The organism is Streptomyces sp. NPDC093097 (genome assembly GCF_044754325.1).
GTDB lineage: Bacteria > Actinomycetota > Actinomycetes > Streptomycetales > Streptomycetaceae > Streptomyces.
Genome location: NZ_JBIVOW010000003.1, coordinates 385,877 through 411,034, shown reverse-complemented (window position 1 = coordinate 411,034; position 25,158 = coordinate 385,877). Strand labels below are relative to the sequence as shown.

The 25,158-nt window shown below is 73.1% G+C and carries 20 protein-coding genes; 11 read left to right on the top strand and 9 right to left on the bottom strand.

Features of this window, described 5'->3' with window-relative positions:
• The first annotated feature begins 67 nt into the window (after nucleotides 1-67).
• Entirely contained in the window at nucleotides 68-1,486 is a 1,419-nt protein-coding gene (locus ACIQE0_RS07155; RefSeq protein WP_402329628.1) for a S28 family serine protease, read from the top strand.
• A gap of 63 nt (nucleotides 1,487-1,549) precedes the next feature.
• Here the strand turns inward: ACIQE0_RS07155 and ACIQE0_RS07150 are convergent, their stop codons facing one another.
• From ACIQE0_RS07150 to ACIQE0_RS07140, 3 genes are all read right to left on the bottom strand, one after another.
• On the bottom strand, nucleotides 1,550-3,370 hold the full coding sequence (locus ACIQE0_RS07150; RefSeq protein WP_402329627.1) for a glycoside hydrolase family 3 protein: 1,821 nt from the start codon (nucleotides 3,368-3,370) through the stop codon (nucleotides 1,550-1,552).
• A gap of 180 nt (nucleotides 3,371-3,550) precedes the next feature.
• A complete protein-coding gene (locus ACIQE0_RS07145; protein WP_402329625.1) occupies nucleotides 3,551-4,477 on the bottom strand; it encodes a sugar phosphate isomerase/epimerase family protein in 927 nt (308 codons plus the stop codon).
• Nucleotides 4,478-4,505: 28 nt separating this feature from the next.
• Nucleotides 4,506-5,660 carry a LacI family DNA-binding transcriptional regulator gene (locus ACIQE0_RS07140; protein ID WP_402329623.1) on the bottom strand — a complete coding sequence of 385 codons (1,155 nt, stop codon included), beginning with the start codon at nucleotides 5,658-5,660 and terminating at the stop codon, nucleotides 4,506-4,508.
• A 177-nt stretch (nucleotides 5,661-5,837) separates the two neighbouring features.
• Between ACIQE0_RS07140 and ACIQE0_RS07135 the strand changes: the two genes are divergently transcribed.
• The 5 genes from ACIQE0_RS07135 to ACIQE0_RS07115 all read left to right on the top strand — a co-directional run bounded on the left by ACIQE0_RS07135 (nucleotide 5,838) and on the right by ACIQE0_RS07115 (nucleotide 12,913).
• The gene (locus tag ACIQE0_RS07135; protein WP_402329621.1) at nucleotides 5,838-6,986 is read left to right on the top strand and encodes a Gfo/Idh/MocA family protein; all 1,149 of its coding nucleotides are present in this window, start codon (nucleotides 5,838-5,840) and stop codon (nucleotides 6,984-6,986) included.
• Nucleotides 6,983-8,161 carry a dihydrodipicolinate synthase family protein gene (locus tag ACIQE0_RS07130; RefSeq protein WP_402329620.1) on the top strand — a complete coding sequence of 393 codons (1,179 nt, stop codon included), beginning with the start codon at nucleotides 6,983-6,985 and terminating at the stop codon, nucleotides 8,159-8,161. Before ACIQE0_RS07135 ends, ACIQE0_RS07130 begins: the two co-directional genes overlap by 4 nt.
• Nucleotides 8,158-9,114 carry a sugar phosphate isomerase/epimerase family protein gene (locus ACIQE0_RS07125; protein WP_366336448.1) on the top strand — a complete coding sequence of 319 codons (957 nt, stop codon included), beginning with the start codon at nucleotides 8,158-8,160 and terminating at the stop codon, nucleotides 9,112-9,114. The genes ACIQE0_RS07130 and ACIQE0_RS07125 overlap by 4 nt, the downstream gene beginning before the upstream one ends.
• 71 nt (nucleotides 9,115-9,185) lie before the next feature.
• On the top strand, nucleotides 9,186-11,447 hold the full coding sequence (locus ACIQE0_RS07120) for an ATP-dependent RecD-like DNA helicase (RefSeq protein ID WP_402329618.1): 2,262 nt from the start codon (nucleotides 9,186-9,188) through the stop codon (nucleotides 11,445-11,447).
• Nucleotides 11,448-11,623: 176 nt separating this feature from the next.
• Complete coding sequence (locus ACIQE0_RS07115) at nucleotides 11,624-12,913, top strand: citrate synthase (protein ID WP_366336452.1); 1,290 nt, start codon at nucleotides 11,624-11,626, stop codon at nucleotides 12,911-12,913.
• Between the two features lie 713 nt (nucleotides 12,914-13,626).
• Here ACIQE0_RS07115 and ACIQE0_RS07110 read toward each other — a convergent pair.
• Nucleotides 13,627-13,914: a heavy-metal-associated domain-containing protein gene (locus tag ACIQE0_RS07110; protein ID WP_402329616.1), complete on the bottom strand. Its 288-nt coding sequence runs from the start codon at nucleotides 13,912-13,914 to the stop codon at nucleotides 13,627-13,629.
• Nucleotides 13,915-14,171: 257 nt separating this feature from the next.
• Here ACIQE0_RS07110 and ACIQE0_RS07105 point away from each other — a divergent pair, with 257 nt between their 5' ends.
• Nucleotides 14,172-14,816: a DedA family protein gene (locus ACIQE0_RS07105; RefSeq protein WP_402329614.1), complete on the top strand. Its 645-nt coding sequence runs from the start codon at nucleotides 14,172-14,174 to the stop codon at nucleotides 14,814-14,816.
• 108 nt (nucleotides 14,817-14,924) lie between these two features.
• On the top strand, nucleotides 14,925-15,455 hold the full coding sequence (locus ACIQE0_RS07100; protein WP_402329835.1) for a GNAT family N-acetyltransferase: 531 nt from the start codon (nucleotides 14,925-14,927) through the stop codon (nucleotides 15,453-15,455).
• Nucleotides 15,456-15,601: 146 nt separating this feature from the next.
• Here the strand turns inward: ACIQE0_RS07100 and ACIQE0_RS07095 are convergent, their stop codons facing one another.
• On the bottom strand, nucleotides 15,602-16,636 hold the full coding sequence (locus ACIQE0_RS07095) for a Gfo/Idh/MocA family oxidoreductase (RefSeq protein WP_402329612.1): 1,035 nt from the start codon (nucleotides 16,634-16,636) through the stop codon (nucleotides 15,602-15,604).
• Nucleotides 16,637-16,979: 343 nt separating this feature from the next.
• Between ACIQE0_RS07095 and ACIQE0_RS07090 the strand changes: the two genes are divergently transcribed.
• Nucleotides 16,980-18,077 (top strand): LacI family DNA-binding transcriptional regulator, encoded by a 1,098-nt coding sequence (locus ACIQE0_RS07090; RefSeq protein ID WP_366336462.1) that lies wholly within the window; start codon nucleotides 16,980-16,982, stop codon nucleotides 18,075-18,077.
• Nucleotides 18,078-18,490: 413 nt separating this feature from the next.
• Here ACIQE0_RS07090 and ACIQE0_RS07085 read toward each other — a convergent pair whose 3' ends face one another.
• The 4 genes from ACIQE0_RS07085 to ACIQE0_RS07070 form a co-directional block, all read right to left on the bottom strand.
• Nucleotides 18,491-18,682, bottom strand: a complete 192-nt coding sequence (locus tag ACIQE0_RS07085) for a MerR family transcriptional regulator (protein ID WP_366336464.1) — start codon at nucleotides 18,680-18,682, stop codon at nucleotides 18,491-18,493.
• 301 nt (nucleotides 18,683-18,983) lie between these two features.
• A complete protein-coding gene (locus ACIQE0_RS07080; protein ID WP_402329609.1) occupies nucleotides 18,984-20,489 on the bottom strand; it encodes a sugar porter family MFS transporter in 1,506 nt (501 codons plus the stop codon).
• 227 nt (nucleotides 20,490-20,716) lie between these two features.
• Complete coding sequence (locus ACIQE0_RS07075; protein WP_402329607.1) at nucleotides 20,717-21,763, bottom strand: Gfo/Idh/MocA family protein; 1,047 nt, start codon at nucleotides 21,761-21,763, stop codon at nucleotides 20,717-20,719.
• A 101-nt stretch (nucleotides 21,764-21,864) separates the two neighbouring features.
• Nucleotides 21,865-22,785 carry a sugar phosphate isomerase/epimerase family protein gene (locus ACIQE0_RS07070; RefSeq protein ID WP_402329605.1) on the bottom strand — a complete coding sequence of 307 codons (921 nt, stop codon included), beginning with the start codon at nucleotides 22,783-22,785 and terminating at the stop codon, nucleotides 21,865-21,867.
• Between the two features lie 432 nt (nucleotides 22,786-23,217).
• Between ACIQE0_RS07070 and iolC the strand changes: the two genes are divergently transcribed.
• Nucleotides 23,218-24,210 (top strand): 5-dehydro-2-deoxygluconokinase, encoded by a 993-nt coding sequence (iolC, locus tag ACIQE0_RS07065; RefSeq protein WP_402329603.1) that lies wholly within the window; start codon nucleotides 23,218-23,220, stop codon nucleotides 24,208-24,210.
• 59 nt (nucleotides 24,211-24,269) lie between these two features.
• On the top strand, nucleotides 24,270-25,157 hold the full coding sequence (locus ACIQE0_RS07060) for a deoxyribose-phosphate aldolase (protein WP_366336474.1): 888 nt from the start codon (nucleotides 24,270-24,272) through the stop codon (nucleotides 25,155-25,157).
• Nucleotide 25,158 lies beyond the last annotated feature (1 nt).

The following is a 25,158-nucleotide window of genomic DNA, read 5'->3' as shown; positions in this document are numbered from 1 at the left end:
CCCTGGTGGCGCCCCCTGGTGCGCCGATAGGTTCGGCCCGACCTCACGCACCCCAAGGGGAGGGCCCATGCGCAAGCGCAAGAGATGGCTGCCGGCGCTCGCCGTGCTCATAGGCACGGCGGGCGCCGCCGCACCGGCCGGGGCGGCCACCGCCGCCGGCTCGGACGGCGCCGACATCAAGGACCGGATCCTCGCGATCCCCGGTATGCACCTCATCGAGGAGAAGCCGGTCGACGGCTACCGCTACTTCGTCCTCGACTACACCCAGCCGATCGACCACCAGCACCCGCAGAAGGGCACCTTCCAGCAGCGGCTGACCCTGCTCCACAAGTCGGTGGACCGCCCGACGGTGTTCTTCACCTCCGGCTACAACGTGAGCACCACACCGTCCCGCAGCGAGCCCACCAAGATCATCGACGGTAACCAGGTCTCCCTGGAATACCGCTACTTCACCCCGTCCCGCCCGGTGCCCACCGACTGGAAGAAGCTGGACATCCGGCAGGCCGCCGACGACCAGCACCGCATCTTCCAGGCGCTGCACGCGGTGTACGCCAAGAACTGGATCGCCACCGGCGGCAGCAAGGGCGGCATGACGGCCACCTACTACCGCCGCTTCTTCCCGCACGACATGAACGGCACCGTCGCCTACGTCGCCCCCAACAACACCGACCGCGACGACACCCGCGCCTACGACCGGTTCTTCGCCACCGTCGGCACCCCCGAGTGCCGCGCCGCCGTCGGGAAGATCGAGCGCGAGGCGCTGCTCCGCCGCGGCGAGATGGTCAACCGCTTCGAGAAGTGGGCCGGCGAGAACAAGCGCACCTTCCACCTCGTCGGCAACGCCGACCGCGCCTACGAAGTCCTCGTCACCGACCTGGTCTTCGGCTTCTGGCAGTACCAGCCCGCCGCCACCGCCTGCGCCGAGGTGCCCGCCCCCACCGCCTCCACCGACACCCTGTGGAAGTGGATCGACAAGGTCGGCGGCTTCGACTCCTACACCGACCAGGGCATGGAGAAGTACCAGCCGTACTACTACCAGGCCGGCACCCAGCTCGGTGAGCCCGCGTACCACTACCCGGGCCTCCGCGGCCTGCTGCGCTACCCGGGCATCAACAACTCCCGCAACTTCGTGCCCCGCGACATCCCCATGCGCTTCGACAAGCGGGCCATGCCCGACGTCGACCGCTGGGTGCGGCACCACGCGACGCGGATGATGTTCGTCAACGGGCAGTTCGACCCGTGGAGCGCCAAGCCCTTCGCGCTCGGCAGCGGCTCCCGGGACTCGTACCGCTTCACCGTCCCCGGCGGCAACCACGGCGCCAGCATCTCCCAGCTCAAGGACGCCGACCGCACCAAGGCCACCGCCGAACTCCTGACCTGGGCCGGCCTCCCGGCGCCGGCGAACGGCCGGGCCCTCGCCCAGGCCCCGTACAACGCCACCCTGGACCGGCCGCAGGGCAACCAGGGCCTGACCCTGCGCCCGTAGGACCGCACCGCGCCGCACAGGGGTGCGCCCCGCCGGTCCAACGGCGGGGCGCACCCGGCCCGTTCAGTACCGCAGCCCGTGCCCGATCGGGTACAGCACGGTCCCCGGCGCGTCCGCGCGCATCACCGGCACCGGCAGCCGGCCCACCGGGTCCCGCCGCCCGGCGATCACCCGGGCCGCCGCCCGCAGCTCCACATCGGTCCACGAGTAGCTCGCCAGCGCCGCCCGCACCCCGTCCAACAGGGCGATGTCGTACGGATTGCGGACCGCCAGCTGCACCACCGGCCGCCCCGTGGCCAGCAGCTCCTCGACCAGCGTGCGCTGCGCCGACGACGCGGTCACGTCGTACGTCGCCACCACCGCCGCGTCCCGCACGGCCAGGGCCGCCCGGGCCCGGGCGATCAGCTCCCGGGACGGCGCCGTCCCGGTGGACAGCGCGGTCGCCGAGAAGCCCAGCCCGGTCAACTCCTCGGCCAGCACCCCGGTCGGCGGTCCGCCGGTGCCGGTCGGCGCGGCCGGGTCCGCCCCCACCACCAGCAGCCGGCCGGTCCGCCGCCGGGACAGCGGCAGCAGCCCGCCGTCGTTGCGCAGCAGCGTGGTGGTGCCCTCGGCGATCCGGTCCGCCGCGGCACGGTGGGCGCGCACCCCCACCACCCGGTCCACCTGCCGCCGCGAGGTGTACGGGGCGGCGAACAGGCCCCGGCGCTCCTTGAGCAGCAGGATCCGCAGCAGCTTGGCGTCGATCTCCGGCTCGCTCAACTCCCCGTCCCGCAGGGCCCGGACGACGGCGGTGTGCGCGACGGACAGGTCCGGCGGGTTCAGCAGCTGGTCCACCCCCGCCTTCAGCGCCAGCACCGGCACCCGGTCGTCCCCGTACTTCACCCGGACGCCCTCCATGCCCAGCGAGTCCGTCACCACCACCCCGCCGTAGCCGAGCCGCCGCCGCAGCACGCCGGTGACGATCGGGCGGGAGAGGGTCGCCGGATCGCCGCTGGGGTCCAGGGACGGCACGACGATGTGCGCGGTCATCACCGAGTCGATACCGGCGGCGATCGCCGCCTCGAAGGGCGGCGCGTCCAGCCGCTGCCACTCCTCGGCGGAGTGGTGGATGTACGGCAGCCCGACGTGGCTGTCGGTGTCGGTGTCGCCGTGCCCGGGGAAGTGCTTGGCGCAGGCCGCCACCCCCGCGCTCTGGTAGCCGTGCACCTGGGCGGCGACCATACGGGCCACCGCCTGCGGGTCGGCCCCGAAGGACCGCACGCCGATGACCGGGTTGGCGGGGTCGACGTTGACGTCGGCGTCCGGTGCGTAGTCCTGCCGGACGCCCATCGCCAGCAGCTCCTGCCCGGCGATCCGCCCCGCCTGGCGGGCGTCCTCGACGGACCCGGAGGCGCCCAGCGCCATCGCCCCGGGGAACAGCGTCGCCGGCGCCCCGATCCGGGCCACGATGCCGTGCTCCTGGTCGGTCGCGGTCAGCACCGGGACGGGGACGCGCTGGGCGGCGGCCGCCTCCTGGATGCCGTTGGAGAGCGCGGCGATCTGGTACGGATCGCGGGTGTTGTGCGCCCAGCCGAAGTAGATGATGCCGCCGACGTGGTATGTGGCGATCAGCTCGGCGGCGTCGGCGACGCCGATCTCCTTGCGGTTGGCGGCGACGTCGGCCGGGTCCGGATCGGTCGCGGACTCCCCGTACACCCGCATCACGAAGAGCTGCCCGGCCTTCTCCTCCGGCGTCATCCGGGCGATGAGCCGGCGCAGCCGGTCCAGGGTGGTGCGCGGGGGCGGCGGGGCGGGGGAGGGGACGGCGGACGCGGTGCCGGTCCCCAGGGCGGCGGCCGCGGCGGCCGCTGCGGCGGTGGTCAGGACGGTACGTCTGGAGTGCATCTGCGCTCCTTCCGAGGGCTTCCTCGAACGTGTGAGGGAAACGTCCGAGGAGCCACGGATAACCGGAAAACACCTGCCGGTCAATGACGGGGAACCGCGGCGCCGCCCAGGGATTGCGGGCCGGGCCGGGGTGTGGTGGGGCACGGCCGGCGGCACGGCGGGGCGCCGAAGTCCCGCCCGCTACGGGCCCGTCGGAGGGGTGCCGGGGGCCGCGCGGCCGGTCCGGAGACGGTCCGACGGGGCGGGGGCGGACAGCGCCGGGCCCCCGCCCGCCGCCTCCCACAGCCGTTCCAGATGGGCCCGGCCCGCCCGGAGCAGCCCCGGCAGCGCGGCCGCCTCCGGATACCACCGCTTCTCGTACTCCCAGCACAGCCAGCCCCCGCCTGCCGGGCCGAGCGCGGCCACCACCTCCGCCAGCGGCAGCACCCCCGCCCCCAGCGGCAGCGGCGTCAACTCCCGCGCCGAGGCCACGTCCTTGACCTGCACATACCCCAGATGACGGCCGAGCGCGGTGCGCGTCGCGGTGGGCGTCTCGCCGCCGAGCCAGCTGTGCAGCACGTCCCACAGCGCCCCCACGTGCGGATGGTCCACCGCCGCCACGATCCGGGCCGCCGCCGCTCCCGTGCGGTGCGAGTCATGGGTCTCCAGCAGCACCCGCACCCCGCGCTCCGCGGCCAGCGGCGCCACCGCGCAGAGCCGACGGACCGCGTCCGCCTCCGCCCGCTCCGGCGGCCGGCCGCCGCCCCCGGGGAAGACCCGGACGTACCAGGCCCCTAGATCGGCGGCCAGCAGCACCAGTTCGGCCAGCTCGTGCGCCAGCGCGGCCTCCGCCCCGGCGCCGGCGCACTCCGCCGCGACCCGGGCGTACCCGGCGACGGCCGGCACCGCCACCCCCGCCGCCGCGAACCGCCCGCGCACCGCCGCCCGCTCGCGCGCGCCCAGGCCCGGATGCACCGGCTCTTCAGGATGCGCCCGCAGCTCCACCCCCTGATAGCCGCAGGCCACGGCCAGCCGCACCACCTCGGCCACCGGCATCCCGGGCACCCCGAGCGTGGAGAACGCCGTCCGCACCCCCGCCGGGGCACCGTCCCCAGCCATCCCAGCCATCCCGCCTCCTGTCCCGCCCGCCGCCACGTCAGCCTCCTGTCCTGCCCGACCCGATGCCGCCCGAAACCGCACCGCCGACGCCCGCCGCCCCGGACCGCACCGGCCCCGTCGACTCCCGGACCAGCAGCTCCCCGGGCAGCGTCGCCACCCCGCCCGGCGGGGCCACCGCCCGCCCCAGCGCCAGCCGCCCCGCCCGCGCCCCCGCCTCGAGCAGCGGCAACCGCACGGTGGTCAGCGCGGGCGCGGCGTCCACGCTGAACGGCAGGTCGTCGAAACCGGCGACCGAGACGTCGTGCGGTATCCGCAGCCCCCGGTCGCGCAGGGCGGCGCACACCCCCAGCGCGGCGGTGTCGTTGGCCGCCACGACGGCCGTCAAGTCGGGCTCCCGCCGCAGGAGTTCCACCGCCGCGTCGTATCCCGAGGCGCGGTCGTAGGCCCCGGGGACCGTCCGCCCGGGTACGTCCGCGACGCCGTGGGCGGCGAGTGCGTCCCGATGGCCGGCCAGGCGCTCGGTGGTGGTGGTGCGGCCGGCCGGGCCCGCCACGCAGCCGATCCTGCGATGCCCCAGCGCCAGCAGATGCGCCGTCAGCCGACGGGCGCCGCCGCGGTTGTCGAACGCCAGGGTGACCGGCGCGACGGACGCGCCGGACCGGCGCGCGGCATGCCGCTCCGCCCCCTCCGCCCCGACCGGATCCAGTGGCGGCCGTCCGCACAGCACCACCCTGGTGCCCGCCTCCGCCAGCCGCGCCAACCGGGCGGCGAGTGCCCGCGCGTGCCCCGGATCCTCAGGCGCCCCGCCGGTCAGCACCACCGCGGCCGCCCGCTGGCGCTGGAGACGGGTGAGATGGTCCAGCTCGCGCTCCGGGGAGCCGCCCGTACCGCACACCACGGCCAGCTTCTCGTCCCCGGGGCCGGCGGCGCCGCCCAACTCCCCCTGGACGGCGCCGGCCAGCACCCCGAAGAACGGGTCCGCGAGGTCATTGACGAGGATGCCCACCAGGTCCGAGCCGGCGCCGGCCAGCGCGCTCGCCGGACCGTCGACGACGTACTCCAGCTCCGCCACCGCCCGCAGCACCCGGCCGCGGGTCCCCTCGGTCACCGGATACCTGCCGCTGAGCACCCGCGAGACGGTCGCCGCCGACACCCCCGCGCGCGCCGCCACATCCGCCAGCGTCACCGCCACTGCGCCCTCCCCGCTCCGTCAACACCCCTGGGACGCACCCTTGTTGGCGATCCGCTCCGCAGGCTAGCGTCCGTCACGACTGAAAGCGCTTACTGTCCACAGGCACCCCCTCCGCACACCACCGCTGTCCCATTCCGCACCCGCCGCACGCGCACGACGCGAGAGAGAGGCCGGACCGTGACACGCAGGACCGTACGCATCGCCATGAACGGCGCGACCGGGCGCATGGGCCATCACCAGCATCTGGTCCGCTCCCTTCTCGCCCTGCGCGACCAGGGCGGTCTTCCGCTGGACGACGGCACGGTGCTCTGGCCGGAGCCGGTGCTCGTCGGCCGCTCCGGGCCGCGGGTCAGGGCGCTGGCCGAGCGGTACGACCTCGCCTGGAGCTCCGATCTCGACACCGTCCTCGCCGACGACACCGTCGAGATCTACTTCGACGCCCAGGTCACCGCCGCCCGCGAACCGGCAGTGAAGAAAGCGATTGCCGCCGGAAAGCACCTCTACGTCGAGAAGCCCACCGCCCTCGGTCTCGCCGGCGCCGTGGAACTCGCCCGGCTCGCCGAGGAGGCCGGCGTCAAACACGGCGTCGTCCAGGACAAGCTCTTCCTCCCCGGACTGCGCAAACTCCGCCGCCTCCTGGACGGCGGCTTCTTCGGCCGGGTCCTGTCCGTGCGGGGCGAGTTCGGCTACTGGGTCTTCGAGGGCGACTGGCAGCCCGCCCAGCGCCCCTCCTGGAACTACCGCGCCGAGGACGGCGGCGGGATCGCCTCCGACATGTTCCCGCACTGGGAGTACGTCCTGCACGAGCTGTTCGGGCCGGTCCGCGCCGTCCAGGCCCGGGTCGCCACCCATCTCCCGCACCGCTGGGACGAGTCCGGCGCCCCCTACGGGGCGACCGCGGACGACGCCGCCTACGCCCTCTTCGAACTCGACGGCGGCGTCCTCGCCCAGGTCAACTCCTCCTGGGCGGTCCGGGTGCACCGCGACGAACTGCTGGAGTTCCAGGTGGACGGCACCGAGGGCTCGGCCGTCGCCGGGCTGCGCCGCTGCCGCGTCCAGCACCGCGCCAGCACCCCCAAACCCGTCTGGAACCCCGACCTCCCCACCACCGAGCCGTTCCGCGACCAGTGGCAGGAGGTCCCCGACAACGCCGCGTTCGACAACGCCTTCAAGGCCCAGTGGGAGCTCTTCCTGCGCCATGTGGCGGCCGACGGGCCCTGGCACTGGGACCTCTGGGCGGGCGCCCGCGGCGTCCAGCTCGCCGAACTGGGCCTGCGTTCCTCGACCGAGGGCCGCCGTCTCCCCGTACCGGAGCTGACCCGTTGACCGCGTCCGCCGCCGAGCCTCCCACCGGGGCGCCGCCGCGGCCGCGCTCCCGTACGGTCTTCGCCGCCGCCCATGTGGTCGCCGACCCGCACGCCGACACCCCACCGGGCGGTCCGGCCGCCCTCGACTGGGACGCCACCCTCGCCTTCCGCCACCACCTCTGGGCGCACGGGCTGGGCGTGGCCGAGGCGATGGACACCGCACAGCGCGGTATGGGCCTGGACTGGGCGGGCGCCGCCGAGCTGATCCGCCGCTCGGCCGCCGAGGCCCGCGCGGTCGGCGGCCGCCTCGCCTGCGGCGCCGGAACCGACCAACTCCCCGCCATCGGAGCCACGTTGGCGGACATCCGGGCCGCCTATGAGGAGCAGCTCGCCGTCGCCGAGGACGCCGGCGCGCAGCCGGTCCTGATGGCCTCCCGCCAGCTCGCCGCCCTCGGGGCCGGCCCCGACACCTACCGCGAGCTCTACGGGCACCTGCTGCGCCAGACCAGCCGTCCGGTGATCCTGCACTGGCTCGGCCCGATGTTCGACCCCGCGCTGGCCGGCTACTGGGGCAGCCCGGACCTCGACGCCGCCACGGAGACCCTCCTGGCCATCGTCGCCGACAACTCCCGTGCGGTGGACGGCGTCAAGGTCTCCCTCCTGGACGCCGCCCGGGAGGTCGGACTGCGCCGCCGGCTGAAGGCGACGGGGGTGGCCCGAGGAGCCTCGGACGAGGGCGGTGACGGGCGAGGGGAGGGCGTGCGCTGCTACACGGGCGACGACTTCCACTACCCGGAACTGATCGCCGGCGACGAGCACGGTTTCAGCGACGCCCTCCTGGGCGTCTTCGACCCGCTCGCCCCGTTGGCCGCCCAGGCCGTCCGCCGCCTGGACGCCGGCGACCCGGCCGGCTTCCGCGCCGTCCTGGACCCGACCGTCCCACTGGCCCGCCACCTCTTCCAGGCACCCACTCGCTACTACAAGACCGGCGTGGTCCTGCTCGCCTGGCTGGCCGGGCACCAGTCCCACTTCACCATGGTCGGCGGCCTCCAGTCCGCCCGCTCCCTGGCGCATCTGCGCCGCGCCCACGAACTCGCCACCGCGCTCGGCCTGTTCCCCGACCCGGACCTGGCCGCCGCCAGGATGCGCACCCTGCCGGCCGGCTGCGGAGCCGAGGAGACGACCACCCCATGACGGACGCCCGCGCCGCCCTCCTCGCCCGCCTGAGCCTCAACCAGGAGACCCTCCGGCAGTGGTCCCTGCCCGAACTCGCCGACGGCTGCGCCCGGGCCGGCCTGCGGGCGGTTGGCCTGTGGCGCGCCCCGGTGCACGCCTACGGGGCGCGCGCCGCCGCCCGTCTCCTCCGGGACGCCGGCCTCACCGTCAGCAGCCTGTGCCGGGGCGGCTTCTTCACCGCCGAGGACCCCGCCGGGCGCACGACCGCCCTGGCGGACAACCGGGCCGCCATCGAGGAGGCCGCGACCCTCGGGACCGACACCCTGGTCCTGGTCTCCGGCGGCCTGCCGCCCGGCAGCCGCGATCTCCCCGGCGCCCGCGAACGGGTCGCCGACGCCCTCGCCGAACTCGCCCCGTACGCCGCCGCGCACGGCGTACGGCTGGCCCTGGAACCGCTGCACCCGATGTACGCGGCGGACCGCTGCGTGGTCTCCACCCTCGCCCAGGCACTCGACCTGGCCGAGCGCTTCCCCGCCGACCAGGTGGGCGTGGTCGTGGACACCTACCACCTGTGGTGGGACGACACGATCGGTGACCAACTGGCCCGCGCGGGCGGCACCGAAGGAGCGGCGAGGACGGACAGCACCGAGGGGACGGAGGGAACCGAGGACGCAACGGAAGGGACCGAGGACGGAGCGGACGGGAGGGAGGAAGGAGCGGAACGGCGCCCCTCCCGCATCGCCGCCTTCCAACTCGCCGACTGGATCACCCCGCTCCCCGAGGGCGTCCTCCTGGGGCGCGGGCAACTGGGCGACGGGTCGGTGGACCTGCGCTGGTTCCGCGAACGCGTCGACGCGACCGGCTACCGGGGCCCCATCGAGGTGGAGATCTTCAACCCGTCCCTGTGGTCCCGCGATGGCACCGAGGTCCTCGCGGAGACCCTCGCCCGCTTCACCCGCCACGTCGTCTGACCGCCGCCCCGCCCCCGCCTGCCCCGCCCTTCTCCCACCCCGCTGTCACCGCCTGGCGGTACCGTCGAAGCATGGTCAACGGATCGGTGGTGGAAGGGGTCCTGGAGCGGATCACCTACGCGAACGAGGAGAACGGCTACACGGTAGCCAGGGTCGACACCGGCCGCGGCTCCGGTGAGTTGCTGACCGTCGTCGGTGCGCTGCTGGGGGCGCAGCCGGGGGAGTCGCTCCGGTTGGAGGGCCGTTGGGGCTCCCACCCCCAGTACGGCAAGCAGTTCACGGTGGAGAACTACACCACCGTCCTGCCCGCCACCGTCCAGGGCATCCGCCGCTATCTGGGCTCGGGCCTGATCAAGGGCATCGGCCCCCGCATCGCCGACCGGATCACCGAGCACTTCGGCATCGACACCCTCGACGTGATCGAGACCGACCCCGGGCGCCTGATCGAGGTGCCCGGCCTGGGCCCCAAGCGCACCAGGCTGATCGGCGCCGCCTGGGAGGAGCAGAAGGCCATCAAGGAGGTCATGGTCTTCCTCCAGGGCGTCGGCGTCTCCACCTCCATCGCCGTGCGGATCTACAAGAAGTACGGCGACGCGTCGATCTCGGTGGTGAAGAACCAGCCCTACCGCCTGGCCGCCGATGTCTGGGGCATCGGCTTCCTGACCGCCGACAAGATCGCCCAGTCCGTGGGCATCCCGCACGACAGCCCGGACCGCGTCAAGTCCGGCCTCCAGTACGCCCTGTCGCAGTCCACGGACCAGGGGCACTGCTTCCTTCCGGAGGAGCAACTGATCGCGGACGCGGTGAAGTTGCTCCAGGTGGACACCGGCCTGGTCATCGACTGCCTGGCCGAGCTGGCCGAGGATCCGGAGGGCGTGGTCCGCGAGAAGGTGCCCGGCCCGGAGGACGGCACCCCGGTCACCGCGGTGTATCTGGTGCCGTTCCACCGCGCGGAGCTCTCCCTGGCCGGGCGGCTGAACCGGCTGCTGCGCACGGACGACGACCGGATGCCCGCGTTCCAGGGGGTGGACTGGGACAAGGCGCTGGCCTGGCTGGCGCGGCGTACGGGGGCGCAGCTGGCGCCGGAGCAGCAGGCGGCGGTCCGGCTGGCGCTGACCAGCAAGGTCGCGGTGCTCACCGGCGGCCCGGGCTGCGGCAAGTCGTTCACGGTCCGCTCGGTGGTCGAGCTGGCCCGTGCCAAGCAGGCCACGGTGGTGCTCGCGGCGCCCACCGGCCGGGCGGCCAAGCGGCTGGCGGAGCTGACCGGCGCGGACGCCTCCACCGTCCACCGCCTGCTGGAGCTGAAGCCGGGCGGGGACGCCGCCTACGACGCCGACCGCCCTCTGGACGCCGACCTGGTCGTGGTCGACGAGGCGTCGATGCTCGATCTGCTGTTGGCCAACAAACTCGTCAAGGCGGTGCCGCCGGGCGCCCATCTGCTGCTGGTCGGGGACGTGGACCAGCTGCCGTCGGTGGGCGCCGGCGAGGTGCTCCGCGATCTGCTGGCCGACGGGGGAGGGGCCGCGCGCGGCGCGTCGGACAGCGGTGGTGGCCGGGCGACGGGTGGGACCGTCCCGGCGGTCCGCCTGACCCGGATCTTCCGGCAGGCCCAGCAGTCCGGTGTGGTCACCAACGCCCACCGCATCAATTCCGGCGTCCCCCCACTGACCAGCGGCCTTGCCGACTTCTTCCTGTTCGCCGAGGAGGACGCGGAGGAGGCGGCCCGGCTGACGGTCGACGTGGTGGCGCGCCGCATCCCGGCGAGGTTCGACCTCGACCCGCGCCGGGACGTCCAGGTGCTGGCCCCGATGCACCGCGGCCCGGCCGGCGCCGGGGCGCTCAACGGCCTGCTCCAGCAGGCGGTGACCCCGGCCCGCCCCGACCTGCCGGAGCGCCGCTTCGGCGGCCGGGTCTTCCGCGTCGGCGACAAGGTCACCCAGATCAGGAACAACTACGAGAAGGGCCGCAACGGCGTCTTCAACGGCACGGTGGGGGTGGTCACCGGGCTCGACACCGTCGAGCAGCGGCTGACCGTCCTCACCGACGAGGACGAGGAGGTTCCCTACGACTTCGACGAACTGGACGAGCTGGCCCACGCCTATGCGGTGACGATCCACCGCTCCCAGGGGAGCGAGTATCCGGCCGTGGTGATTCCGGTCACCACCAGCGCCTGGATGATGCTCCAGCGCAATCTGCTCTACACCGCCGTGACCCGGGCGAAGCGCCTGGTGGTGCTGGTCGGCTCGCGACGGGCCCTCGGGCAGGCCGTGCGGACGGTATCCGCCGGTCGCAGGCATACCGCGCTGGACCACCGACTCGCCGGAGCGATCTGATGTCGCACCCCTTTCGTAATCGGGGCGAACGGGAGCAGGATGGACTCCGTCGCGGCACTGAGTGCCGCGATGAGGCCCTATGGCCGACCCCGAGTGCACATCCAAGGGCCAAATGGGGGAAGGTATAGGCAGTCAGGGCACCTCGAAGAAGAGGCACAACGTCGGTGAGGGATGACGTGAGCGACAACTCTGTAGTACTGCGTTACGGGGACGGCGAATACAGCTACCCGGTCGTCGACAGCTCGGTCGGCGACAAGGGCTTCGACATCTCGAAGCTGCGCGCCCAGACCGGTCTGGTGACCCTGGATTCCGGTTATGGCAATACCGCGGCGTATAAGTCCGCGGTCACCTACCTCGACGGTGAGAAGGGCATCCTGCGGTACCGCGGCTACCCGATCGAGCAGCTCGCAGAGCGCAGCACGTTCGTGGAGACCGCCTACCTCCTCATCAACGGTGAGCTGCCCACCGTCGACGAGCTGGCGACCTTCAAGCAGGACATCACGTACCACACCCTGCTCCACGAGGACGTCAAGCGTTTCTTCGACGGCTTCCCGCGGGACGCCCACCCGATGGCCATGCTGTCGTCGGTGGTCAGCGCGCTGTCGACCTTCTACCAGGACAGCCACAACCCGTTCGACGAGCGGCAGCGGCACATCTCCACGATCCGCCTGCTGGCCAAGCTGCCGACGATCGCGGCCTATGCCTACAAGAAGTCGGTCGGCCACCCGGTCGTCTACCCGAGCAACGACCTCAGCTACGTCGAGAACTTCCTGCGGATGACCTTCTCGGTCCCCGCCGCCGAGTACGAGCTGGACCCGGTCGTGGTCAGCGCGCTCGACAAGCTGCTGATCCTGCACGCGGACCACGAGCAGAACTGCTCGACCTCCACCGTGCGCCTGGTCGGCTCCTCGCAGGCGAACCTCTTCGCCTCGATCTCGGCGGGCATCAACGCCCTCTGGGGCCCCCTGCACGGCGGCGCCAACCAGTCGGTGCTGGAGATGCTGGAAGGCATCCGCGACGCCGGCGGCGACGTCGACTCCTTCATCCGCAAGGTGAAGAACAAGGAAGACGGCGTGAAGCTGATGGGCTTCGGGCACCGCGTCTACAAGAACTTCGACCCCCGGGCGAAGATCATCAAGGCGGCGGCGCACGACGTCCTCTCGGCGCTGGGCAAGGAGGACGAGCTCCTCGACATCGCCCTCAAGCTCGAAGAGCACGCGCTGGCCGACGACTACTTCGTCGAGCGCAAGCTCTACCCGAACGTCGACTTCTACACCGGTCTGATCTACCGGGCGATGGGCTTCCCGACCGAGATGTTCACCGTGCTCTTCGCGCTCGGCCGGCTGCCCGGCTGGATCGCCCAGTGGCACGAGATGATCACCGAGCCCGGCTCCCGCATCGGCCGCCCGCGGCAGGTCTACACCGGCGTCGTCGAGCGCGACTTCGTGCCCGTCCAGGAACGCTGAGTCCGGCCACCGCGAACGGCCGGACAAGCCCGGCCGCTACACACTGGTGATCGATAATCGCGCAAACGCGACCAGGGTGCCCCCGTCGGCGCCGTAGCGCGAGCGCGTGGAAAAAGAAAGCGCCCCGCCTCAGGATCCCCCCACGGGTCCAGAGTGCGGGGCGCTTCCCTTGTCCCGGTGCGGATTCCCCCCACGGGATCCGTCCGGGCGTTCCGGGTTGCACCGCGCTCTGCCGGGACGCGCACATACGGGAGGGCCGCTCAAAGCTCCCCGGGCGCGTCGCCCCGGCCAACGCGGAGCCGGGACGGTCCCCCAAAGACCGACACGGCTTTCGCAGTGCAAGCCCCGCCGGGGTGCCTGCACTTGCCCGGTTAGACTCGCGACCCCCCTCGATGGTTACGTTCCGAAGAGTGTGATCTGAGTCTCATGCCATATGGGGGCGAATCTGGTCAAGGACTTCTTTTGGGAGATCGGGGCGCAGAGGTATGGGTGTTGTGCCAGTTGTAAGAACGATGTGAATTTCCGAGACCGCATCCCGGTGTCGTGATCGTTCGTCGTTGATCGTCCCGGTCTGCCGTGATTACCGTGGGTGTCCGGTTGTGGGAGTGAATTCCGCCGGCCGGGGGCGGGTGCACGCGAGGCGCAGGGCGTGCCCGCTGCCGGCGGGTGTGCCCTGCGCCTCGTCGTGAAGGGGGTCGGGGATCCGTCGTGGATCAGGCCTGGCCCACGAGCTCGTACCCCGCCTCGTCGATCGCGGCGCGCACCGCGGCCTCGTCCAGCGGCGCCTTCGAGGTGACGGTCACCAGACCGGTCGCCGCGACCGCCTGCACCGAGCTCACCCCGGCGATCTCGCCGATCTCGGACGACACCGCGCCCTCGCAGTGGCCGCAGGTCATGCCGCTGACCTTGTAGGTGGCGGTCACCGCGCCGACCTCGACGGCGGTGTCGCCGCCGGTGTGGCAGGAGCCTTCAGGGGTGCAGCAGGAGCCGTTCTCAGCCATGGGTTTCTCCTTGTGGTGCCGTGTGTACCGGCATGTGCCGGTACGGGTCGGTGTGGCCGTTGCGCCCAGTGTGGTGCCCAAGTGGCGCGGGGGAGTGCGGTGGCGGTCGGCGTCACCCTCCCGGCGTCCCTCACTGTATACCCCCTAGGGGTATGAGCCAAGCCCTGGGGGGCCCCGGCCGCACGCGTTGCCGCCCGTCCCGCCGCGCGTCAGCCTGGGGGTACGGACTCGGGGTGCGGATCCGAGGAGGCAGCCGGATGGACGGCACACTCGCCCTCTACGGGCTGCTGGCGCTCACCACCCTGCCGCCGCTGGTCCCCAACTCCGGGCTGCTGGTCTCCGCCGGCGTCCTCGCCTCCGAAGGCCATGCCGCGCTCCCGCTCGTCCTGGCGATCGTCGCGGGCAGCGCCCTCCTCGGCGACCTGCTGATGTACCTCGTCGCGCGGCGGTTCGGCGGTCCCGTCCGCGCCTGGATGCTGCGCCGCCCGCGCCGGCGCGCGGCCCTCGAATGGACCGCCCGCCACGTCCGGCGGCACGGGGTCCCCTTCGTGATCGCCGTGCGGTTCCTGCCCAGTGGGCGGATCGCCGGGCCGCTGACCTGCGGGGTGTTGCGCTACCCGGTGCGCCGGTACCTGGTCGGTGCCGGGCTCGCCGAGTCCCTGTGGGCGGCCTACTCGGTCGGCCTGGGCTACCTCGGCAGCGCCGCCGCCGGGAACCGCCTCTACGCCGCCGCCATCGGTATCGGCGCCTCCGTCCTCGTCGCCGCCGTCGGCACCGCCGTCGAGTGGGGCACCCGCCGCCGCGCCCTGCGCGCCCGGGGCGCCGGCCAGACCCCCGGCGAACCACCGTGCCCCGACCGTGAAGAGGGCGATGACCAGGCGTCACCCACCGCCGCGGCGTGACTGTCAGTGGTCGTCCGTACCGTTGATGTCATGACGGAACGGAGAGCTGAAGCAGCGAACGGCGCGCGGGAAGCGGAAGGAACGCACGGCGCGCGGGAAGCCGAAGGAATGGACGGCACGCGGGGAACGGCGCCGCGGGTCGCCGCTTCCGACGTACGGATCGAGCCGTGGGCGGCGGACGGCCTCGACCTGCTGCGCAGGGCCAACGCCCCGGAGATGACCCGGCACTTGGGCGGCCCCGAGACCGCGGAGCAGCTCGCCCGCCGCCACCGCAGATACCTCGACGACGAGGGGCCGGGCCGGATGTACCGCATCGTGCTCCTGCCGGCGGGCGAGGCGGTGGGGACGGTCGGCTTCTGGGAGGCGCAGTGGAGGGGAGCGCCGGTGTACGAGGCGGGTTGGGGCGTGCTCCCCGACGTCCAGGGCCGGGGCGTCGCGGTCGCCGCGGTGCGCCAGGTCCTGGCCGCGGCCGCCGCCGAGGGCCGGCACCGCATCGTCCACGCCTTCCCCTCCGTGGCCAACGCCGCGTCGAACGCGGTATGCCGCAAGGCCGGCTTCACCCTGGTCGGGGCGTGCGAGGTCGAATACCCCAAGGGCCACCTCATACGGGCCAACGAGTGGCGGGCGGCGTTGCCGTAGGCCGGAGGTCGGAGGCGGAGCCGGGGAGGCCGGGCCGAGGGGGTGAGTCAAGAGCCGCAGCGCGGCGAACGGTGCCGCGCCGCGCTGCGCCCCGGGCCCGGCGGCCAACTGCCGAGCCGGGAGGCCGGCGTTGGCGTCCTTGCCGGTCATACGCCGGGCGCCGCCCCCTCGTCCGCGGCGGCGCGCACGTCCGCGACGGCCACCGGTCGGCCGGTGCGCCGCGAGCGGTCGCACGCCTCCGCGACGTACAGCGCCTCCAGCGCCTCGGCCGGGGTGCAGGGGCTGGGCATCCGGCCCGCGGCCACCTCGACGAAGACACCCAGCTCGGTCACATACGCCTCGTGGAACCGCTCCATGAACGTGGCGTACGGGGCGTCCGCCCGCTGCCAGGAGAGCTTGGCCTCGGCGGACGGCATCGGTGCCCGGTCGTCCAGGCCGACGAACCGGGCGCCGGCGGAGCCGCAGACCTCCAGCCGGACGTCATGGCCCGCGCCGTTGTAGCGGGTCGCGGTGACGGTGGCCAGGGTGTCGTCGTCGAAGCGGAGCAGTGCGGCGCAGGTGTCGACGTCGTCGCCGGCGGCGAAGAAGTCCGCGCCGCGGTTGGCGCCCTGGGCGTAGACCGAGACCACCTCGCGGCCCGTCAGCCAGCGCATGATGTCGAAGTCGTGGATGCTGCAGTCCCGGAACAGCCCGCCGGAGGTGGGGATGAAGGCCGCCGGCGGCGGCGACTGGTCGCTGGTGCAGGCACGCAGGGTGTGCAGCCAGCCCAACGCGCCGGAGCGCAGCGCCTCGCGGGCCGCGCGGTACCCGGCGTCGAACCGCCGCTGGAAACCGATCTGCACGGGCACCGTGCCGGCCGCCGCACGCGCCACGACGGCGCGGGTGCCCGGTACGTCCAACGCCACCGGCTTCTCGCAGAACACCGGTACGCCGGCGTCCAGGGCCTGATGGATCAGGGCGGCGTGCGCACTGGTCGCGGCGGTGATCACCACGGCGTCCACCCTGGCCGCGTACATCGCCTCGATGCTGTCGGCGGCGGCCACGCCCAGGGTGTCCGCGAGTGCGGCGGCCCGCGCCGGATCCGCGTCGGCGACCACGAGGCCGGTGACGCCGGGGACGTTCTGGAGGGTCGCGGCATGGAACGCGCCGATGCGCCCGGTGCCGATCAGGCCGATCTTCATGGGGGTCCCTTCGAGGAGGCGGAGGGGGAGAGGAGGGAGAAGGGCGAGAGAAGGAAGGGGGGAGGGGCCGGGTTGGACGACTATTGGAACGCTCCAACGGGTGGCGTCACTCGGCACCCTGCATGTCCTTATGTCTGTATGTCAACCCCTGCGCGGTGGAGCGTCGATGGTGTCGCCACCGCATCAACTCCAGCCAGATGGGCTCGGCTTGCGGCGGGAGCCCTTCACCTACCGCCACCGACAGAGAGCGGGAACCGGGACGCGGCCGCCCGCATCCGCCCCACCCCCGCACCGACGTGGCCCGCGTTGACCCCGACCTGGCCCGATGGAAGGATCCCCGTTCATGGAACGGTCCAATGAAGCACCGGGCAAGCCCGACGAGCAGCGGCCCGGTGTCGCGGACCGGCCCCCGACGATCCGCGGTGTCGCCGAACGCGCCGGCGTCTCCAAGTCGTTGGTCTCGCTCGTCCTCCAGGGCTCGCCGCGGGTCAGCGACGCCAAGCGGCAGGCCGTTCTGGACGCCATCGACGAGCTCGGCTACCGGCCCAACGCCGCCGCCCGCAGCCTGGTCGCCCGGCGCACCCACACCGTCGGCGTCCTGCTGAACGACATGCGCAACCCCTGGTTCGTGGACGTCCTCGACGGCCTCAACTCGCTGCTGCACGCGCACGGTCTGCGGATGCTGATGGCCGATGGCCGCCTGGACCGGCATGCGGGCCAGGAGTTCGCCCGCACCTTCCAGGAGCTCCGGGTCGACGGCCTGGTCGTCGTCGGCACCCTCCCGGACACCGAGGGGCTGGCCGAGGTCGCCGAGCGGCTGCCGACCGTCATCGCCGGCAACCACGAACCCCGGCTGCCGCGCGCCGACATCGTCGCCAACGACGACGAACGCGGCGCCCGCCTCGCCACCGAGCACCTCCTCGGCCTCGGCCACCGCCGGATCGCCCATATCGCCGGTCCGGGAGTGGTCGGCGCACTGCGCCGGCGCGGCTTCGAGGCCGCGATGCGCGACCACGGGCCGGCCGCGCACGCCGTGGTGGAGAGCGGTGACGGGACGGAGGAGGGCGGTTATCGCGCCGCGGTGCGCCTGCTCGGCCCGGCCGGCGGCGGCCACCGCCCCACCGCCGTCTTCGCGTTCAACGACCTCTGCGGTATCGGCGCGCTGTCCGCCGCCGGAGAACTGGGGCTCGATGTGCCCGCCGACCTCTCCCTCGTCGGCTACGACAACACCTACCTCGCCCGCATCCGCCACCTCTGGCTGAACTCCGTCAACAACGCCAGTCACGAGGTGGGCCGCCGCGCCGCCCGCTGCCTGGTGGAGCGGATGGCGCACCCCGACGCACCAGCGGAACGTCGACTCGTCGTCCCGGAACTGGAGATCAGGGGCTCGACCGCACCGCCGCGGGAGGGCGGCGAAGCACCGCTGCCAGGGGGCGCATGACGTACCGCTCCGGGGTGACGGCGGCGCGTCGGGACGGGATCGGGGAGCGCGCGGTGCCGCCGGGCGGGCCCTGGGGCGGGGATGGGGGCAGGGCCGGGAGGAGGCGAGAGGCGGGGCGGGTCGGTTGCGCACCGCCCTGCCGGCCCAGCACGCGCGAGGGCGACGGTCGGTCGGCGGATCGCGGGTGGTGCGGACCTCTCCGGTTCGACGGAGGATGCGTATCCGCTGCTGGCGGAGGGCGGTGAGCGGGTTGGCCGCGAGGTCCGTGAGGCGGGTGAACGGGGTGTGCGATGTGGCCGTGGTGAGGTCCGGGACCGTTCGGGCGCCCGGCTCGCCGTCGTTCAGCAGGGCGGCGAACGGCTCGCCTCAGGGGCGGCGCACGCGCGGAGGTGTTCACCGGCTCACGCGTCGACTTATCGTCCGCGCTGGCCCGGGCGCCGTGCCACCCAGGCTCTGACGGTGTCGGCGTACCAGTACGGTTTGCCGCCCTCCACCAGGTCGGGCTCCGGCAGTAAACCGTGCTTCCGGTAGGAGCGAACGGTGTCCGGCTGTACCTGGATATGGGCGGCGATTTCTTTGTACGACCAGAGCCTTCGGTCTGTCATCCCTACGCACCTCCTTGGTACCGCACGCAGGTGCGGCCCGGTGAGCCGGCGGGGGGCTGCGTACGACGGGTGATCATCCACCCTGTGCCCGGACAACGACGGTGCGTGACCGTGGGCGAGGGGCTGTCGAAGGGCTGTGACGAAAGACTCGCGTAACGGTGACAGCCGTAACAGGCGGGCGACAGCCGTGACAGGGGAGGGACAGTCAGGCGGTGCCGGCGTGGTGAACCGGACGGCTGCTTGTCGGATGGTCGCCGGTCGACGGCGGCGGTTGACGGACGCCTGTCGCAGGGGCGGACGGTCAGGGGGCGGCGGTGGACGGTCCGGCGCCCTCGGCGGTGCGCCGCAGCTCGTGTTCCAGGTCCTCCAGCGCCAGCCCCTTGGTCTCCGGCGCATAGCGTTTGCAGAAGACCAGCGAGAGCACGCACATCGCGCTGAACAGCCAGAACGTGATCGCGGCGCCCACCGCGTCGAGCAGCACCGGGAAGGCCAGCGCGACCCCGAAGTTGACCAGCCACATCACGAACACCGCCGCGCCCATGGCGAGTCCGCGGACCTTGAGCGGGAACATCTCGGCGAGCAGCAGCCACACGCCCGTGTTGAGCGTCGCCTGCATGAAGCCCATGTAGAGGACCATCAGGGCGAGGACCAGGTAGCTGACGGCGGTGGAGCGGGGCAGGTGGAACGCCGCTCCCAGCAGGACCAGGGACACCGCCATCCCCGAGAGCCCCCAGAGGAGCAGAGGGCGCCGGCCCACCCGGTCGATCAGGGACATCCCGATCGCCGTGGCGATGACCGAGACGGCGCCGACGGCGATGGTGGCGGTGATCGCGGCGTTGGTGCCCAGGCCGGTCGTCGCCAGGATCTTGGGGGCGAAGTAGACGACCGCGTTGACCCCGGTGATCTGCTGGACGACGGCGAGCCCGATGCCGATCAGCAACAGCCGCCGCACCCAGGGGAGTTGCAGTTCCTGGAAGGCTCCGCGCCGGGCGTCGGCCTCCAGGGTGCGGGCCTGTTCGATGCGGGTGAGCTCGTCCCGGACGTCGTCGGCGGGCAGCGTGCGGTGCAGCACCTCGGCGGCCGCCTCCGGCCGGCCCCGGCTGATGTACCAGCGCGGGGTGTCGGGCAGGAAGAGGACGCCGAGGAACAGCGCCACGGCGGGCAGCGCGGCCAGTCCCAGCATCCAGCGCCAGGCCTCCCAATGGGCCAGCACCGCGTTGACGAGGTAGGCCAGCAGCTGGCCGCTGACGATCATCAGGGAGTTGAACGAGACCAGCCGGCCGCGGAGGTGCGCGGGTGCGATCTCGGAGAGGTAGAGCGGGGTGATGACGGAGGCGCTGCCGACCGCGAGCCCCAGCACGAAGCGGGCCGCCGTCATGACCGGCACGGTCGGCGCCAGCGCGACCGCCACCGCCCCGCCGATGAACACCACCCCCGCCCACAGCAGGGAGTTGCGCCTGCCCAGCGTGTCCGCCATCCGCCCGCCGGCCAGCGAGCCGAAGGCCGCGCCGATCAGGAGCGCGCTGGTGATGACGCCCTCACTGAGGGAGGTGAGGCCGAAGTGCCGCTCCATGAAGGGGAGCGCGCCGGACACCACCCCGGTGTCGTAGCCGAACAGGGCGCCGCCGAGCGCCGCGATCGCGGCGATGGCGACGATGAAGCGGCTGGCGCCGCGGGCGGAGGGGCCGGAGCGGGAAGAGGGGCCGGAGGGGGTGTGACCCTGATTCGGGAGCTTGCCGTGGACGGGGGCGTCGGAGCTTTCGCCCGGTCCGGCGGTGGGTGTGGTGGGACTGCCGGGAGCCGCCATCGTCAGCTCCCGTTCGCCGGGGACGCTGCCCCGTGGGGCATGCGGGGACCGTGCGCAGTACTCATGGTGCGGCCTTTCGGTGACATGAGGGCTCGGTGGATCGACCGATCGGTGAGGGGCGGCGGCTCGCCCGGCGCGGTGGCGCGCCCGTGGCGCCGGCGCGCGCTGGCGCGCAGGCGACGTCAACGCGCCCGCCGCCGCGCCGGGTTCGCCGGGGGAACGTCTGCTCAGCGGTAGAGATCCGGCCGCTCGACCAGTTCCACGGCGACCCGCTCCCCGGTGGTCTGCGCCCGCACGCCCGCCTCGCACACCGCGGCGGCCGCGTAGCCGTCCCAGCAGCTGGGGCCCTCGACCTCGCCGCGCCGGGTGGCGTCCACCCAGTGCTGCACCTGCCGGTCGTACGCCTCCTCGAAGCGCTCCACGAAGCCGGGGGGAACGGCACCGCCCCACCGGCCCGCGGCGTTGACGAACACGCCGTGGTCGTCGCCGATCCGTGCGGTGCCGCTCTCGCAGACCGCCTCGCAGCCGACCTGGTAGCCGAAGCCGCAGTTGACGAAGAGCTCGGTGTCCACGACCCGGCCGCCGGCCGTCTCGAAGAGGATCAGCTGCGGGTCGCTCAGCCCCTCCGGCGCGTTGCCAGTGGGCGTCGGCCGCAGCACCCGGACGGCCGTGATCTCGTCGTCCAGCAGCCAGCGGGTCACGTCGATCTCGTGCACCACCGAGTCGTTGATCATCATCGCGTTGGTGAAGCCGGGCGGGGTGTCGGCGTTGCGGTGCTTGTTGTGCAGCATCAGCGGGCGGCCGTATGTCCCGTTGTCCAGAAGGGACTTCAGGGTGCGGTACCCGGCGTCGTAGCGGCGCATGAAGCCCACCTGGACGCGCCGGTGGCCCAGTTTCCGCTCGGCCTCCATGACCCGCAGGGCGGAGGCCGCGTCCGGGGTCAGCGGCTTCTCGCACAGCACCGGCAGATCGCGCGCGAACGCGTCGAGCAGCGCCGCCTCGTGGGCCGGGCCCGGCGAGGCGATCAGTACGGCGTCGACACCGGGATCGTCCATGGCGGCGGCCGGATCGGTGTACGCGGTGGCCCCCTCGATGCCCTGGGCCAGCCGTGCGGCGCGCTCGGCGTCGATGTCCGCCACCGCGGCCACCCTGGCCCCGCTGATCACGTCGTTGATGCGGCGGACATGGTCGGCGCCCATCCGTCCGGTCCCGATGACCGCCACGCCCACTGTCCCGCGCGCACCCTTCGCGTCCTTCACTTCCTTCTCCTCCATCCCTCTAGTCCACCGTCTCGTTCACCGTCTCGTCCGTGCCCCGGCGCGTCGTCCCTCCGCGCCGCGCGCACGCGGACGTTTCTCCGTACACGCTGCCGTGTTCACGCCCCGCAGGAGCGCAGGAAGCGGCGCGTCCGCCGGGCGATCGGGAACGGCTGGTCGGGCGGGCACGGGTACATGTCCTGCTCGACGATGGCGAAGAGGTCGACGTCCAGCTCCTGGGCGGCCTCCAGGACGGGCGGCAGCGCCGGGACGCCCAGCGGCGGTTCGCACATCACGCCCTGTTGGACGGCCGGGCCGAACGGCGTCCCCTTGGCGACGACGTCACTGAGGATGTCCGGGTCCACCTGCTTGAGGTGGAGGTAGCCGATCCGCTCGCCGTAGGTGCGGATCAGCTTGACGCTGTCGCCGCCGCAGTAGGCGTAATGGCCGGTGTCCAGGCAGAGGTTGACCAGGTCGGAGTCGGTGGCGTCGAGGAAGCGCTCCACGTGCTCCTCGGTGTCGATGTGGGTGTCGGCGTGCGGGTGCACGACGATGTCCAGCCCGAAGGTGTCGCGCACCTGCCGCGCCAGCCGTTCCATGCCGGTGGTCAGGTGCTTCCACTGCTCGACGGTCAACTCGCGGGGCTCGATGATCTCGGCGGTCTTGTCGTCCCGCCAGAAGGACGGGATGACGACGAGGTGCTTCGCGCCCATCGCTTGGGTGAGCGTGGCGACTTCGGAGACGTGGGCCCAGGTCCGGTCCCAGACGGACGGGCCGTGGTGCATCGAGGTGAAGACGGTGCCGGCTGAGACCGCCAGGCCGCGCCGGGTGGTCTCCGCGCGCAGGGCGGCGGGGTCGGTGGGCAGATAGCCGTAGGGGCCGAGTTCGATCCACTCGTAGCCGGCCTCGGCGACCTCGTCCAGGAAGCGCTGCCAGGGGACTTGCTGTGCGTCGTCGGGAAACCAGACGCCCCAGGAGTCGGGGGCGGAACCGATGCGGAGGCGGTCCAGTACGGGCGAGGCGGCACGGGGTGCGGACATGCTGCGGCTCTCCTCTCGCCGGTCGGCGGTGACCGGGAGGCGCTGGGGTGGGTTGTGGGGCACAGCCTCGCTGTCGCCCTGGGGAGTGTCAAGACTTCGTCCTGACATAAGGACTTAAGGACTTTGCGGGCTGGGTGCGTTCCTGGTGGTCCGGGTGTGGCGCCCCCGGGAGGTGCGGGGAGGGTTTCGTGGGCGGAGTGAGATGACTGACGTCTTAATGTAAGGACAAAGTGTTGACAGGGTTTGTGGCGGGCCGTTAGACCTTTGGGCGGAGCTGGAACCGGCGCGAGAGCCGGTTCCGATCGACCGACCCGATCCGCCGCGCCGGCCTGCCCGAGCGCTCGGCCTCGCGCTCACCCACGTGAGCGCCTGAGCGTCGAGCACGGGGCACCAGGTCCCCACCGCTGCGCCGGGCGACCCGAAGGGGCGTCTATGACCGAGCCGTACGACCTGATCACCATGGGGCGCACCGGGGTGGACATCTACCCGTTGCAGACCGGGGTGTCGCTCGCCTGGGTGGAGACGTTCGGGAAGTTCCTCGGCGGGTCCGCCACCAACGTGGCGGTGGCCGCCGCCCGGTTGGGGCGTCGGAGCGCCGTCATCAGCCGTACCGGGCGCGACCCGTTCGGGGAGTACGTCCACCAGGCGCTGCGCGACTTCGGCGTGGACGACCGCTGGGTGACCCCGGTGCCGGACCTGCCCACCCCGGTGACCTTCTGCGAGATCTTCCCCCCGGACGACTTCCCGCTCTACTTCTACCGCCGCCCCAAGGCCCCCGACCTGGTCATCCACCCCGAGGAGCTGGACCTGGCGGCGATCTGCGCGGCCCGGATCTTCTGGATCACCGGCACCGGGCTGTGCGAGGAGCCGAGCCGCTCCGCCACCCTGGCCGCGCTGAAGGCCCGTGCCCGGAAGGGGACCACGGTCTTCGACCTGGACTGGCGGCCGATGTTCTGGGGCGGGGAGGGCGGCGCCTCCGGGGACGGCGGGGCGTCCGGTGCCGCGGCGATGGCCGCCGCCCGGCCGTACTACGAGGCGGCGCTGGAGCACGCCACCGTCGCGGTCGGCAACGTGGACGAGGCCGAGGTCGCCACCGGCCTGCGGGACCCGAGGGCCTGCGCCGAGGCGCTGCTGGAGCGGGGCGTGGAACTGGCCGTCATCAAGCAGGGCCCCAAGGGGGTGCTCGCCGTGCACCGGGACGGGCGCACCGCCGAGGTGCCGCCGCTCCCCGTCGAGGTCGTCAATGGGCTCGGGGCCGGGGACGCATTCGGCGGGTCGCTGTGCCACGGGCTGCTGTCCGGCTGGGAGTTGGAGCCGATGATGCGCCATGCCAACGCCGCCGGGGCGATCGTCGCCTCCCGCCTGGCGTGCTCGTCCGCGATGCCGACGGCGGCAGAGGTCGAGGAGTTCCTGGCGGGGCGGTGAGCCGCGCCGCCCCGACCCCGTCACGCCCCACCCCCGCCCTCAAGAAGGTGAGTTGAGCCTTGACTCCTCGGATCAGTGACCTCCCGGCGCTCCGGGCCCGGCATCCCGAAGCCGTCGCGGAGGCCGCCGCCCGCCGCACCCGTCGCCCGCTGCTCGGCGACAGCGGCCGGCTGATGATCGTGGCCGCCGACCATCCGGCCCGGGGCGCGCTCGCCGTCGGCGACCGCCACCTGGCCATGGCCAACCGCATCGACCTCCTCGAACGGCTCGTCCTCGCGCTGTCCCGGCCCGGTGTCGACGGGGTGCTGGCCACCGCCGACATCCTGGAGGACCTGCTGCTGCTCGGCGCCCTCGAAGGCAAGGTCGTCATGGGCTCCATGAACCGCGGCGGCATCGCGGGCGCCTCCTTCGAGATGGACGACCGGTTCACCGGCCACCGCCCCCAGGACATCGCCCGGCTCCGCTTCGACGCGGGCAAGCTCCTGCTGCGCATCGACTACGGCGACCCCGGGTCGCTGGCCACACTGGAGGCCACGGCCCGCGCCATCGACGCGATGGCGGAACGGGAACTGCCCACGTTCGTCGAGCCGTTCCTCTCCCACCGGATCGACGGCACGGTCCGCAACGACCTCAGTCCCGACGCCGTCACCCGTTCCGTCGCCATCGCCTCCGGCCTCGGCGGCACGTCCGCCTACACCTGGCTGAAGCTGCCGGTGACCGACGACCCGGACGCGATGGCCCGGGTCTGCGAGACCTCCACCCTCCCCACCGTCCTCCTGGGCGGCAACGTCGGCGGGACCGTGCGGGAGCAGGAGGCCGCCTACGAGAAGTGGCGCAAGGCGCTGCGGCTGCCGACCGTGCACGGCCTGGTCGTGGGCCGCTCGCTCCTCTACCCCGCGGACGGCGACGTGGCCGCGGCGGTGGACACGGCCGTGGGGCTTCTCTAGG